Raw genomic sequence first — 13,432 nt, 5'->3', positions numbered from 1 at the left:
TCTGATGGTTTCACGCAGGCCCGGACCATACCCCTGCGCACCTTTCAAGGAGCCTTCATGTACAGATTCCGCCGCAGCGCCGCCCTCCTCGCCCTGAGTGTTGGCACCGTCACCAGCCTCCCGGCCCTGGCTGCCGACGAGCTGCATTACAACCAGATTTCCCTGCGCGCCGAAGTCAGTCAGGAAGTGGCCCGCGACTTGATGATCGTGACCCTCTACACCGAAGAACAGAATAGCGACCCGGCCAAACTCGCCGCCGACGTCAGCACTGCAATGAACAAGGCGCTGGCCCAGGCCAAGAAAGTCAAGGACATCACCCTGCGTCAGGGCAGTCGCAACAGCTACCCGATCTACGATACCAAAGGCCAGAAAATCACCGGCTGGCGCGAGCGCGCCGAATTGCGCCTGGAAAGCTCGGACTTCGCCGCGCTGTCGAAGCTGACCGGCGAACTGCTCACCGACCTGAAAATGGGCGGCATGGACTTCGCCATCGCCACCCCGACCCGCAAAGCCAGCGAAGACGCCCTGCTCAAGGACGCCGTGACCGCCTTCAAGGCCCGCGCCCAACTGGCCACCGACGCCCTCGGCGGCAAGAGCTACAAAATCGTCAACCTGAACCTCAACAGCAACGGTTATCCACAGCCTTACCTGCGCGCGCCGATGATGATGAAAGCCGCCGCCATGGACGCCGCACCAGTGACGCCAGATGTTGAAGCCGGCACCAGCCAGGTCAGCATGACCGCGGATGGCTCGATTGAAGTGCTGATGCCTTGATTCGATAGCCTCTAAATAAAAAAAACGGCGATCACTCACATGATCGCCGTTTCTTTTTTTTTTTTTTTGGGGGGGGGCTGTTTTCAGGCATGAGCTATAACTGGAGAGTCCACTGAGAAAAGCCGGCAGTTGCACCGGGTGCAACTGAGATTGATTGGCCACTATCGGTGCAACAATAACCACTCTTATTCACGCCATACCCACCTCACAAAACGGGGTATAAATAAGTAACACCCCGCCCTGATCGGGAGCACCCTGCGCTCAGGACGCACCGTGAAAGTGCGTCGTTTGCACCGTGAAAATGTCGCGCAAACGGTAAAATACGTCAGGATTTATACAAATGCGACATTAAGGTACGTTCGTACCACCGTTTCAGGCTTGTAGTCACTCTGGATCTTGCATTGGGTATGGCCCCTGCATAAGTATCCGCAGGCACGACTCACGAGGTCGTCCTCTAATTCCAAAAATGACAACAAATCATGAGGCCACCATGCTTAAACACGCGGTCATTCCGTTCTTAGTTGGCGCAAGCTTGCTAGCCAGCGCACCGTTCGCCCAAGCAGCGACTAACCTGGTGTTCTGCTCCGAAGGGAGCCCGGCCGGTTTCGATCCAGGTCAATACACCACCGGAACCGACTTCGACGCCTCTGCAGAAACCATGTTCAACCGCCTCACCCAGTTCGAGCGCGGCGGCACCGCCGTTATTCCTGGTCTGGCAACCAGTTGGGACGTCTCCGATGACGGCCTGACGTACACCTTCCACTTGCGTGAAGGCGTCAAGTTCCACACCACCCCGTATTTCAAGCCGACTCGTGAGTTCAACGCCGACGACGTGCTGTTCACCTTTAATCGCATGATTAACAAGGATGACCCGTTCCGCAAAGCCTACCCGACCGAATTCCCGTACTTCACCGACATGGGGATGGATACCAACATCACCAAGATCGATAAAGTCGACGACAAAACTGTCAAGTTCACCCTCAAAGACGTTGATGCCGCGTTCATCCAGAACATGGCCATGAGCTTCGCCTCGATCCAGTCCGCCGAGTACGCTGCCCAGCTGCTCAAGGAAGGCAAGGCTGCCGACATCAACCAGAAGCCGATCGGCACCGGCCCGTTCGTATTCAAGAGCTACCAGAAAGACTCCAACATCCGCTACTCCGGGAACAAGGACTACTGGAAGCCTGACGACGTGAAGATCGACAACCTGATCTTCGCCATCACCACCGACCCGTCGGTACGTATCCAGAAGCTGAAGAAGAACGAGTGCCAGGTCACCCTGTTCCCTCGTCCGGCCGACCTGAAGGCGCTGCGTGAAGACAAAACCCTGAAGCTGCCTGACCAGGCTGGTTTCAACCTGGGCTACATCGCCTACAACGTGATGCCCAAGGTCAAGGGACAAACCGATGCGAACCCGCTGGCCGAGCTGAAGGTGCGCCAGGCACTGGACATGGCGGTCAACAAGCAACAGATCATCGACTCCGTGTACCAGGGCGCTGGCCAACTGGCCGTCAACGCCATGCCTCCGACCCAGTGGTCCTACGACACCACCATCAAGGATGCGCCGTACAACCCTGAGAAAGCCAAAGAGCTGCTCAAGGAAGCCGGCGTGAAAGATGGTACCGAAATCGTTCTCTGGGCGATGCCGGTGCAGCGTCCATACAACCCGAACGCCAAACTGATGGCAGAAATGCTGCAGTCCGACTGGTCCAAGATCGGCCTCAAGGTCAAGATCCAGAGCTACGAGTGGGGCGAGTACATCAAGCGCTCCAAAGGTGGCGAAAACCAGGCGATGCTGATTGGCTGGAGCGGTGACAATGGTGATCCGGACAACTGGCTGAACGTGCTGTTCGGCTGCGACTCGCTGGAAGGCAACAACTTCTCCAAATGGTGCGACAAGAAGTTTGACGACATCGTCAAGCAAGCCAAGCGCACTTCAGACCAAGGCAAGCGCACCGAGCTCTACAAACAAGCGCAACACGTGCTCAAAGATGCTGTGCCCATGACACCTATCGCTCACTCGACGGTGTTCCAACCCATGCGCGCCAACGTGCAGGATTTCAAGATCAGCCCATTTGGCTTGAACTCCTTCTACGGCGTCAGCGTCAGCAAGTAAGACATTGCTACGGCGACGTTTMTGACGTCGCCGTAGCTTTATCTACCGAGAAAGCAGGAATTTGCCTACATCCAAATCCGCAGCTGACTACAGCATCGGGGGAGGACGCGTTGCCATTTCCTACGAGCCTTTAGGACTTTACGCATTTACTGCCGGACCCGTGGCTCATACCGTCGGGATCCGACCAGTGCATGCGTGGGTCATCGGTTACTGCTGCGTGCATGGCTTGAAATCAATGATGCCTCTACGTCCGCTGACGGGACGGCGGCTCATTGACAACACTTTGAGAGAAAAGGAAGCGTTATGCGCCATACCTTGGTTTTATCCGCATTGCTGGGCACCGGCCTGTTGGCCGCCACTTCCATCAGCCAGGCCGCCAACAACAGCCTGGTGTTCTGCTCCGAAGGCAGTCCCGCCGGTTTCGACACGGCGCAGTACACCACTGCGACCGACAACGACGCCGCCGAACCGCTGTACAACCGGTTGGCAGAGTTTGAAAAAGGCGCGACCAACGTCGTACCGGGCCTGGCCACGAGCTGGGATATTTCCGAGGACGGCCTCAAATACACCTTTCACCTGCGCGAAGGGGTGAAGTTTCATACCACCAAGTACTTCACGCCGACCCGCGATTTCAATGCCGATGACGTGCTGTTCACGTTCAATCGCATGCTCGATCCGCAACAACCTTTCCGTAAGGCTTATCCGACAGAGTTTCCGTACTTCAACGGCATGAGCCTGAACAAGAACATCGCCAAGGTCGAAAAGACCGGGCCGCTGACCGTGGTCATGACGCTCAACAGCGTGGACGCCGCGTTCATCCAGAACATCGCCATGAGCTTCGCCGCCATCCTTTCGGCCGAATACGCCGAAAAGCTGCTGGCCGAAGGCAAGCCGAGCGACATCAACCAGAAGCCGATCGGCACCGGGCCGTTCGTGTTCAAGAGCTACCAGAAAGACTCGAACATCCGTTACACCGGCAACCAGCATTACTGGGACCCGAGCCGGGTCAAGCTCGACAACCTGATTTTCGCCATCAACACCGACGCCTCGGTGCGCGTGCAGAAACTCAAGGCCGGCGAGTGCCAGATCACCCTGCACCCGCGCCCTGCCGATGTGACCGCGCTGAAGAACGACCCGGCCCTGCAACTGATCGAGAAGCCTGGTTTCAACCTCGGCTACATCGCCTACAACGTGCGCCACAAGCCGTTCGACCAGCTCGAAGTGCGCCAGGCGCTGGACATGGCGGTGAACAAGCAAGGCATTCTCAATGCCGTTTATCAGGGTGCGGGGCAACTGGCGGTCAACGCCATGCCGCCGACCCAATGGTCCTACGACGACACGATCAAGGACGTCGCCTACAACCCGGAAAAAGCCAAGGAGCTGCTCAAGGCTGCCGGCGTCAAGGAAGGCACTGAAATCACCCTCTGGGCCATGCCGGTCCAGCGTCCGTACAACCCCAACGCCAAGTTGATGGCCGAGATGCTCCAGGCTGACTGGGCGAAGATCGGYCTCAAGGTCAAGATCGTCAGCTATGAGTGGGGCGAGTACATCAAGCGCACCAAGAACGGCGAACACGACATCAGCCTGATCGGCTGGACTGGTGACAACGGTGATCCGGACAACTGGCTGGGCACGCTCTACAGCTGCGACGCCATTGGCGGCAACAACTACTCGATGTGGTGTGATCCGGCCTACGACAAGCTGATCAAGCAGGCCAAGGTCGTCACCGACCGTGACCAGCGCACCCTGCTATACAAACAGGCGCAGCAGTACCTCAAGCAGCAGGTGCCGATCACGCCAGTCGCCCACTCAACGGTCAACCAGCCGCTGAGCGCCAAAATCGAAGGGTTCAAGGTGAGCCCGTTCGGTCGCAATGTTTTCTCGGGTGTCAGCATAGAAAAATAACCGATTAGCCAGAAATGCCGGGGGGCGGATTTTTCCGCCCTCACGCAGACGCTTTGCCGTCTTTTGCCAATTTGGCTGGCAGCAAACGTTTGCGATGCCGTGAATGAGTTCTAAACCAATAGCCGGATCACAAAAAAAGACCGGCATAAAAAAAGAAAGTAAGGAGCTTTACCCATGAAACTGAGCAGCACCGCGTTATTGGCCTTGGCCATAAGCAGCGTAACCGCCACGGCTTACGCAGAAACCCAAAGCCAGGCTTTCACCCCGGTTACCGTGAACGAGAAAAGCGCCCAAAGCGAAGCCACCGGCTTTGTCGAAGGCCAGTCGATCACCGGCACCACGCGTAACTGGTACGCCAACGAGCAATTGCAACGTGGCGCCAAGTTCGCCTACAAGAAAGACGGCGTTTCGACCCCGACCGATCGCCGGATCAACTGGGTCCAGGGCACCATCCTCAAGTACAACTCGGGCTTCACCGAAGGCACTGTCGGTTTCAGCACTGAAGTGGCGGCGTACAACGCCGTTGCCTTGGACCGGGACCGCAAAGACCTGGCATCCAACAACGGTGGCGCCCCGGGCTCTCGTCCAGGCGCGGGCAACAACCGCACCCTGACCAAGGAAGGCGGCGACGCTCAAGGACAGTGGAGCAAGCTGGGCCTGGCCAACGTCAAGGCCCGTGTCTCCAACAGCACCCTGACTGCCGGCCGCATGAACTTCAGCAGCCCGATGGTCGACGTGATCGGGAACCGTGCACTGCCTTCGAGCTTCCAGGGCGTGGCCATCCACAGCGAAGAACTGAACAACCTGGCCTTCGACCTGGCCACCTTCGACCGCAACTCACCGCGTACCGAAGAAAGCCTGCGCAAATTCCGCACCGAATACGCCAACGGCATCGTCGAAACCGACCACATCTACACCGGCGGTATCACCTACAACCCGCTCGCCAGCCTGACCACCAGCCTCTGGGCGACCCAGGCTGAAGACATCTGGAACCAGTACTACTTCGGCGCCTCCCACGTACTGGGCGACAGCCAGGTACTGAGCCTGACCACCGGCCTGAACTACTACAAAACCAAGGAAACCGGTAAAGCCCTGATCGGCGATATCGACAACGACACCTACTCGCTGTCGTTCGGCCTGACCCACCAGGCCCACACCCTGACCTTCTCGTACCAGGAAGTGAACGGTAACGAGTACTTCGACTACCTGCACGAAACCAACGGCATCTACCTGGCCAACTCCCTGCTGTCGGACTTCAACGGCCCGAACGAAAAATCGTTCCAGGTTGCCTACGGTCTGAACATGGCCGAATACGGCGTGCCAGGCCTGAAGTTCAACATCTACCAGGCTCGCGGTTGGGGCATCGACGGTACTCACTACACCGGCAACGGCGGCGTGGCCGGCAAGGGTTACGACGGCATCCAGTCCCAGGATGGCGAACACCACTATGAATACGGCATCGGCGCGACTTACGCCGTGCAGAGCGGCCCGCTCAAGGCCACCACGATCCGCGGCACCTACACCGCTCACCGTGCCAGCGAAAACCAGGCTGACGGCAGCATCAACGAGTTCCGTCTCGTGACCACGGTTCCGTTCAACATCCTGTAATGCCGCTGCCGAACGGCTGATTCATTGACGAGTCGGCCGTTGGGCTTTTGTCCTTTAACTGATTGCAGAGGGTTCTTGATGAAAATGCTTCCCCTACGTGCGGCCATCGCGGCTGCGTTGCTCAGTGTCGCTGTCGGTGTCTCGGCCAAACCCCTGGTGGTTTGTACCGAAAACAGCCCCGAAGGCTTCGACATGGTCCAGTACACGACTGCAGTCACAGCCGATGCGGTGGCCGAAACCATCTTCAATCGCCTGGCAGACTTCAAGCCCGGTACCACCGAAGTGATTCCGGCGCTGGCCGAATCCTGGGATATCAGCGAAGACGGCCTGAGCTACACGTTCCATCTACGTAAAGGCGTCAAGTTCCACACCACCGAATACTTCAAGCCGACCCGCGACATGAATGCCGACGATGTGGTCTGGAGCTTCCAGCGCCAGCTGGACCCGAATCATCCGTGGCACAAACTGTCGAGCGTGGGCTTCCCGTACTTTGAAAGCATGGGCTTCAAGGAGCTGCTCAAGAGCGTCGAGAAAGTCGACGACAACACGGTCAAGTTCACCCTGACCCGTCCTGAAGCACCGTTCCTGGCCGACATCGCCATGGCGTTCTCCTCGATCTATTCCGCCGAGTATGCCGACCAGTTGCTCAAGGCGAACAAGAGCGGTGACCTGAACAACAAGCCGGTCGGCACCGGCCCGTTCGTCTTCCAGCGTTACAACAAGGACGCCCAGGTACGCTTCAAGGCCAACCTGGACTACTTCCGCGGCAAGCCTCCGGCTGATGCGCTGATCCTGGCCATCGCCACCGACAACAACGTGCGCCTGCAGAAGCTAAAGGCAAACGAGTGCCAGGTCGCGCTGTATCCAAAACCGGATGACATTCCGAGCATCAAGAAAGACGACAAGCTGAAAGTCGATGAGCTGAATGCGATGACCGTCGCGTACATCGCCATCAACACCACGCACAAGTACCTGAGCGATGTACGGGTGCGTAAAGCCATCGACATCGCCTTCGACAAGGAAGCGGCTGTCAACGCGCTATTCGGCAAGGGCAATGCAACAGCCGCAGTCAACCCGTTCCCGGACACCCTGCTGGGCTACAACCACACACTGAAGAACCCGGCCCGTGACCTGGACAAGGCCCGCGCCCTGCTCAAGGAAGCCGGCGTACCGGAAGGCACCACCTTCACCCTGTTCACCCGCAACGGAGGCGGTGCAACCAACCCGAACCCGATGCTCGGTGCGCAGATGATGCAGGCCGACCTGGCCAAGGTCGGGATCAAGATCGACATTCGCGTGATGGAATGGGGCGAAATGCTCAAACGCGCGAAAAACGGCGAGCACGACATGGTTTCCGCCGGATGGGCGGGCGATAACGGCGACCCGGATAACTTCCTGACGCCTATGCTCAGTTGTGATGCGGCCAAGAACGGCGAAAACTACGCACGCTGGTGCAATGACAAGTTCCAGGCCCTGATCGATCAGGCCCGGGAAAAAACCGACCCGGCCGAGCGTGCAGCCCTGTACGAGCAGGCCCAGGTCATTTTTAACCAGGACCAGCCGTGGATCAGCTTGGCGCACACTAGAATGTTTACCGCAATGCGCAACAACGTAGAGGGCTATCACATTAGCCCCCTCACCACGAATAACTTCGCCACCACCCAGGTGAAGTAATAAGAAAACTCCCGGCATGCCTGACCCAGGCATGCCGGGCACGCCTAACCGGCTGATGAGGTACAACACACGATGTTTAGTTTTATTGCCCGCCGACTGGGGTTACTGATCCCCACGTTCTTCGGTATCACCTTGCTGACTTTCGCGTTGATTCGCATGATCCCGGGCGACCCCGTGGAAGTCATGATGGGAGAACGTAGGGTCGATCCCGAAATGCACGCTCAGGCAATGGAACGCCTAGGTCTGAACAAACCCCTGTATGCCCAATACCTGGATTACATCGGCAAACTGGCCCACGGCGATCTCGGTGAATCCCTGCGTACCCGTGAAAGCGTCTGGACCGAATTCACCTCTCTGTTCCCCGCGACCCTGGAACTGTCCTCGGCCGCGCTGTTGTTCGCCGGTGTCCTGGGACTCTTGGCCGGAGTGATCGCGGCACTCAAGCGAGGATCCCTGTTCGACCATGGGGTGATGGGCATCTCCCTGGCGGGATATTCGATGCCGATCTTCTGGTGGGGCCTGATCCTGATCATGTTCTTCTCGGTGTCGCTGGGCTGGACCCCAGTGTCCGGGCGGATCGACCTGCTCTACGACATCGAGCCACGCACCGGCTTCATGCTGATCGATACGCTGCTGGCCGATGACGTCGACGCGTTCCTCGATGCTCTGCATCACCTGATCCTGCCGGCCATCGTGCTGGGTACCATCCCGCTGGCGGTGATCGCGCGGATGACCCGTTCCTCGATGCTCGAAGTGCTGCGTGAAGACTACATTCGTACCGCCAAGGCCAAAGGCCTGTCGCCGTCGCGCGTGGTGTTCGTGCACGGTCTGCGTAACGCGTTGATTCCGGTACTGACCGTGGTTGGCCTGCAAGTTGGTACCCTGCTGGCCGGTGCGGTCCTGACCGAAACCATCTTCTCGTGGCCCGGCATCGGCAAATGGCTGATCGAAGCCATTGGCGCCCGGGATTACCCCGTCGTGCAAAACGGCATCCTGTTAATCGCCTGCCTGGTGATTGTGGTCAACTTCGTAGTGGACATCCTCTACGGCTTTGCCAACCCACGCATCCGTCACCAGCGCTGAGATCATGACCATGACCATGACCACTCCAATTCCATCGGTAGCAGTCGATCAAAGCCTGCTGTACCCGTCTCCGTACAAAGAGTTCTGGCAAGCATTCTCCAGGAACAAAGGTGCCGTCGCCGGCCTGATGTTCATGCTGCTGGTGATTTTCTGCGCGATCTTCGCCCCGTGGGTTGCCCCCCACGACCCGAGTGAGCAGTACCGCGATTTCCTGCTGACCCCGCCGGCCTGGCTGGAAGGTGGGCAACTGCAATTCCTGCTCGGTACCGACGAACTGGGCCGCGACCTGCTGTCGCGCCTGATCACTGGCTCGCGCCTGTCGTTGATGATCGGCTTGTCATCGGTGGTGATGTCGCTGATTCCTGGCATCCTGATGGGGCTGTTCGCCGGGTTCTTCCCGCGCGTGCTTGGCCCGACCATCATGCGCCTGATGGACATCATGCTGGCCCTGCCGTCCCTGCTGCTGGCCGTGGCGATCGTCGCCATCCTCGGCCCTGGCCTGATCAATACCGTGATCGCCATCGCCGTGGTGTCCCTGCCGTCCTACGTTCGTCTGACCCGCGCTGCGGTGATGGGCGAACTGAACCGCGACTACGTGACCGCCGCGCGCCTGGCCGGTGCCGGCCTGCCACGCCTGATGTTCGTTACCGTGCTGCCTAACTGCATGGCGCCGCTGATCGTTCAGGCCACCCTGAGCTTCTCCTCGGCGATCCTCGATGCCGCCGCACTGGGCTTCCTCGGCCTTGGCGTACAACCGCCAACCCCTGAGTGGGGCACCATGCTGGCTTCGGCCCGCGACTACATCGAACGCGCCTGGTGGGTGGTGAGCCTGCCTGGTTTGACCATTTTGCTCAGCGTGCTGGCAATCAACTTGATGGGTGACGGCCTGCGCGACGCGCTGGACCCGAAACTCAAGAACGCCGCCTGAGGAGATTCCCATGTCACTGCTAGAAATCAAGAATCTCAACGTTCGCTTCGGCGACAAAAACGCCACGCCAGTGGTCGACGGCCTCGACCTGAATGTGGACAAGGGCGAAGTGCTGGCCATCGTTGGCGAATCGGGTTCCGGCAAGTCCGTGACCATGATGGCGCTGATGGGCCTGATCGAGCATCCGGGTATCGTCACCGCCGACGCCCTGAATTTCGACGGCAAGAACATGCTCAAGCTCAACAATCGCCAGCGTCGACAGATCGTCGGTAAAGACCTGTCCATGGTCTTCCAGGATCCGATGACCGCGCTGAACCCGAGCTACACCGTCGGCTTCCAGATCGAAGAAGTGCTGCGCCTGCACCTGAAAATGTCCGGCAAGGCCGCGCGCAAGCGCGCCATCGAACTGCTGGAAAAAGTTGAAATCCCGGGTGCCGCGAGCCGTATGGACGCCTACCCGCATCAACTGTCCGGTGGTATGAGCCAGCGTGTCGCGATTGCCATGGCGATTGCCGGCGAACCGAAACTGCTGATCGCCGACGAACCGACCACGGCGCTGGACGTCACCATTCAGGCGCAGATCATGGACCTGCTGCTGGCGCTGCAGAAAGAGCAGAACATGGGCCTGGTGCTGATCACCCACGACCTCGCCGTCGTGGCCGAAACCGCCCAGCGCGTGTGCGTGATGTACGCCGGCCAAGCGGTCGAAGTCGGCCAGGTGCCGCAACTGTTCGACATCCCTGCGCACCCGTACAGCGAAGCGCTGCTCAAGGCGATTCCGGAACACAGCCTGGGCGCCTCGCGCCTGTCGACCCTGCCGGGCATCGTTCCCGGTCGCTACGACCGTCCACARGGTTGCCTGCTGTCGCCGCGCTGCCCKTACGTGAAAGACAACTGCCGYCMACARCGTCCRGCMCTAGACCAGAAAAGCAACAGCCTCGCTCGCTGCTTCTACCCGCTGAACCAGGAGGTGGCGTAATGGCCGTCGTTCTTACCGCCCGCGACCTGACCCGTCACTACGAGGTGTCCCGAGGCCTGTTCAAGGGTCACGCCACTGTGCGCGCCCTCAACGGCGTGTCGTTCGAACTGGAAGCCGGCAAGACCCTCGCTGTCGTAGGCGAGTCGGGTTGCGGCAAGTCCACCCTGGCCCGGGCCTTGACCCTGATCGAAGAGCCGTCCTCCGGTTCCTTGAAAATTGCCGGACAGGAAGTCGCCGGTGCCGACAAGGCCCAGCGCAAACAACTGCGCAAAGACGTGCAGATGGTGTTCCAGAGCCCGTACGCATCGTTGAACCCACGGCAAAAAGTCGGTGATCAGCTTGCAGAGCCATTATTGATCAACACCAACCTCAGCGCCGCGGAACGTCGCGAGAAAGTCCAGGCGATGATGAAGCAGGTGGGCTTGCGTCCCGAGCACTACCAGCGTTATCCGCACATGTTCTCCGGCGGTCAACGCCAGCGGATCGCCCTGGCCCGGGCAATGATGCTGCAACCGAAAGTGCTGGTAGCGGACGAACCGACCTCGGCGCTGGACGTGTCGATTCAGGCGCAGGTGCTCAACCTGTTCATGGATTTGCAGCAGGAGTTCAACACCGCCTATGTGTTCATCTCCCACAACCTGGCGGTGGTACGCCACGTTGCCGACCACGTGATGGTGATGTACCTCGGTCGTCCGGTGGAAATGGGCTCGAAAGAGGACATTTACTCTCGTCCTCTGCACCCCTACACCCAGGCGCTGTTGTCGGCGACGCCAGCCATCCACCCGGATCCGAACAAGCCGAAAATCAAGATCGTCGGCGAATTGCCCAACCCGCTGAACCCGCCGTCCGGCTGCGCTTTCCACAAGCGCTGCCCGTACGCCACCGAGCGTTGCAGCACCGAAGAGCCGGCCCTGCGCCTGCTCGACGGCCGCCAAGTGGCTTGCCACTACGCCGAGCAATTCCTCGACGGCGCGGCATAAAAAACTGTAGGAGCGAGCTTGCTCGCTCCTACAGGGATTGAGTTGCTCAAATTCTTGATGCGTTGACCAAACCCCTTCCGCCTCGATTGCGCATCAGTCAGGCAGAAGGGGTTTTCTTTTACCTGCCATTCAGCGACTACGTCTGGCTGTCACCTTCTTCTTCATCGGAGTCCGGCTCGTCGGTGGTCGAGTCATCGTCGTTGTCAGCACCACCCTGCCCCTGATCTCCCGGCTCCGATTCGGATTTGGCGAGCATCAACCCCGCGTACCCCGCCTGCCCGCTCGAGGCCTGCTCACCGTGATTGGTGCACTCGGCCCACGCCATCGACGTTCCGAGCGAAAGCATCACCAACACCTTCAACAGCAGTAAAACGCGAAACAACCTGTTCATAGCCGATTCCTTCCTTTCGTAGAGTGCCTGTCTGGCGCTGAGTCAAATCTAGTTCCGATCAGTCGGGTTCTCCAAATTGGACGTTGTCGAACCCGCGGAAATGCCCTTGGCTTGGAGACTGGTTTGCTATAAAGGTTATGCCGAAAAGATCAAAGCGTGTTCCGCCGTCCAGAACGCTTGTGTACCCACAGAACTCCTCGCAGGATTCGCGGGATGTACGCAGGACAGGACTTCCCGCGATCGGCACGTTTAATCAAAGGACACAGCATGATCAGCAGCACCTTCGCACCGATGCRATCACTCGCCACCACCCTGCTGCCCCACGTCCTGGAATCCTCGGAAGACGGCGCTCACGACCTTTCGCACCTGCAACGGGTCTGGCACAACGCCCACTTGATTCAGGCACAGGAAGGTGGCGATCTTGAGGTGCTGCTGGCGGCGGTGCTGCTGCATGATTGTGTAGCAGTGGAAAAGAACTCGCCGTTGCGCTCGCAGGCATCGCAATTGGCAGCGCGCAAAGCGTCAGGGGTATTGGCGAAGATGGATTGGCGCGAGACAAAAATCGCCGCCGTCGCCCACGCCATCGAAGCCCATAGCTTTTCCGCCAACATCCCGCTGACCTCGCTGGAAGCGAAAATCGTGCAGGACGCCGACCGCCTCGACTCCCTGGGTATGCTCGGAGTCGCCCGCACCTTTTACGTTGCCGGGCGCATGGGCAGCGCCCTCTACGACCCGCAGGACCCGCAGGCCTATGACCGCGACTATGACGACACCCGCTTCTGCATCGACCATTTCCAGACCAAGCTGCTGCACTTGGCAGACGGTTTCCAGACTGCGACAGGGCAACGTCTGGCACAGGTTCGTCATGAGCGTTTGAAGGGGTTTCTGGAGCAGTTCARGGAAGAGATCGGGATTGGCTGATACGCCAGGAGCACTGAACCTGCAGCCACGGCCATCCCGGCGCAGTCCACAGTCTGCGCAGTTCCATCTGGCG

At 59.1% G+C, this 13,432-nt stretch carries 11 protein-coding genes; 10 read left to right on the top strand and 1 reads right to left on the bottom strand.

Going from position 1 to position 13,432, the window contains the following annotated elements; genetic code table 11:
- Positions 1-57 precede the first annotated feature (57 nt).
- The 9 genes from AC1DVH_RS08405 to AC1DVH_RS08365 all read left to right on the top strand — a co-directional run bounded on the left by AC1DVH_RS08405 (position 58) and on the right by AC1DVH_RS08365 (position 12,047).
- Positions 58-774: an SIMPL domain-containing protein gene (locus AC1DVH_RS08405; RefSeq protein WP_477753394.1), complete on the top strand. Its 717-nt coding sequence runs from the start codon at positions 58-60 to the stop codon at positions 772-774.
- A 490-nt stretch (positions 775-1,264) separates the two neighbouring features.
- Complete coding sequence (locus tag AC1DVH_RS08400) at positions 1,265-2,890, top strand: ABC transporter substrate-binding protein (RefSeq protein ID WP_477753393.1); 1,626 nt, start codon at positions 1,265-1,267, stop codon at positions 2,888-2,890.
- Between the two features lie 303 nt (positions 2,891-3,193).
- The gene (locus AC1DVH_RS08395; protein ID WP_477753392.1) at positions 3,194-4,795 is read left to right on the top strand and encodes an ABC transporter substrate-binding protein; all 1,602 of its coding nucleotides are present in this window, start codon (positions 3,194-3,196) and stop codon (positions 4,793-4,795) included.
- 174 nt (positions 4,796-4,969) lie between these two features.
- Positions 4,970-6,403 (top strand): OprD family porin, encoded by a 1,434-nt coding sequence (locus AC1DVH_RS08390; protein ID WP_477753391.1) that lies wholly within the window; start codon positions 4,970-4,972, stop codon positions 6,401-6,403.
- A 78-nt stretch (positions 6,404-6,481) separates the two neighbouring features.
- A complete protein-coding gene (locus AC1DVH_RS08385) occupies positions 6,482-8,077 on the top strand; it encodes an ABC transporter substrate-binding protein (RefSeq protein ID WP_477753390.1) in 1,596 nt (531 codons plus the stop codon).
- A gap of 72 nt (positions 8,078-8,149) precedes the next feature.
- Positions 8,150-9,160: an ABC transporter permease subunit gene (locus tag AC1DVH_RS08380; protein ID WP_477753389.1), complete on the top strand. Its 1,011-nt coding sequence runs from the start codon at positions 8,150-8,152 to the stop codon at positions 9,158-9,160.
- A 16-nt stretch (positions 9,161-9,176) separates the two neighbouring features.
- Entirely contained in the window at positions 9,177-10,088 is a 912-nt protein-coding gene (locus AC1DVH_RS08375; protein ID WP_477753388.1) for an ABC transporter permease subunit, read from the top strand.
- A gap of 10 nt (positions 10,089-10,098) precedes the next feature.
- Positions 10,099-11,067 carry an ABC transporter ATP-binding protein gene (locus AC1DVH_RS08370; RefSeq protein WP_477753387.1) on the top strand — a complete coding sequence of 323 codons (969 nt, stop codon included), beginning with the start codon at positions 10,099-10,101 and terminating at the stop codon, positions 11,065-11,067.
- Positions 11,067-12,047 carry a peptide ABC transporter ATP-binding protein gene (locus tag AC1DVH_RS08365; RefSeq protein ID WP_477753386.1) on the top strand — a complete coding sequence of 327 codons (981 nt, stop codon included), beginning with the start codon at positions 11,067-11,069 and terminating at the stop codon, positions 12,045-12,047. The genes AC1DVH_RS08370 and AC1DVH_RS08365 overlap by 1 nt, the downstream gene beginning before the upstream one ends.
- A 136-nt stretch (positions 12,048-12,183) precedes the next feature.
- Here the strand turns inward: AC1DVH_RS08365 and AC1DVH_RS08360 are convergent, their stop codons facing one another.
- The gene (locus AC1DVH_RS08360; protein WP_223454129.1) at positions 12,184-12,438 is read right to left on the bottom strand and encodes a hypothetical protein; all 255 of its coding nucleotides are present in this window, start codon (positions 12,436-12,438) and stop codon (positions 12,184-12,186) included.
- A 267-nt stretch (positions 12,439-12,705) separates the two neighbouring features.
- Here AC1DVH_RS08360 and AC1DVH_RS08355 point away from each other — a divergent pair, with 267 nt between their 5' ends.
- On the top strand, positions 12,706-13,359 hold the full coding sequence (locus AC1DVH_RS08355; RefSeq protein ID WP_477753385.1) for an HD domain-containing protein: 654 nt from the start codon (positions 12,706-12,708) through the stop codon (positions 13,357-13,359).
- The last annotated feature ends 73 nt before the right edge of the window (positions 13,360-13,432 follow it).

Source organism: Pseudomonas sp. P4_C3 (assembly GCF_056402075.1).
The sequence above is the reverse complement of the archived record's forward strand: the minus strand, read 5'-3'. Positions and strand labels throughout refer to the sequence as shown.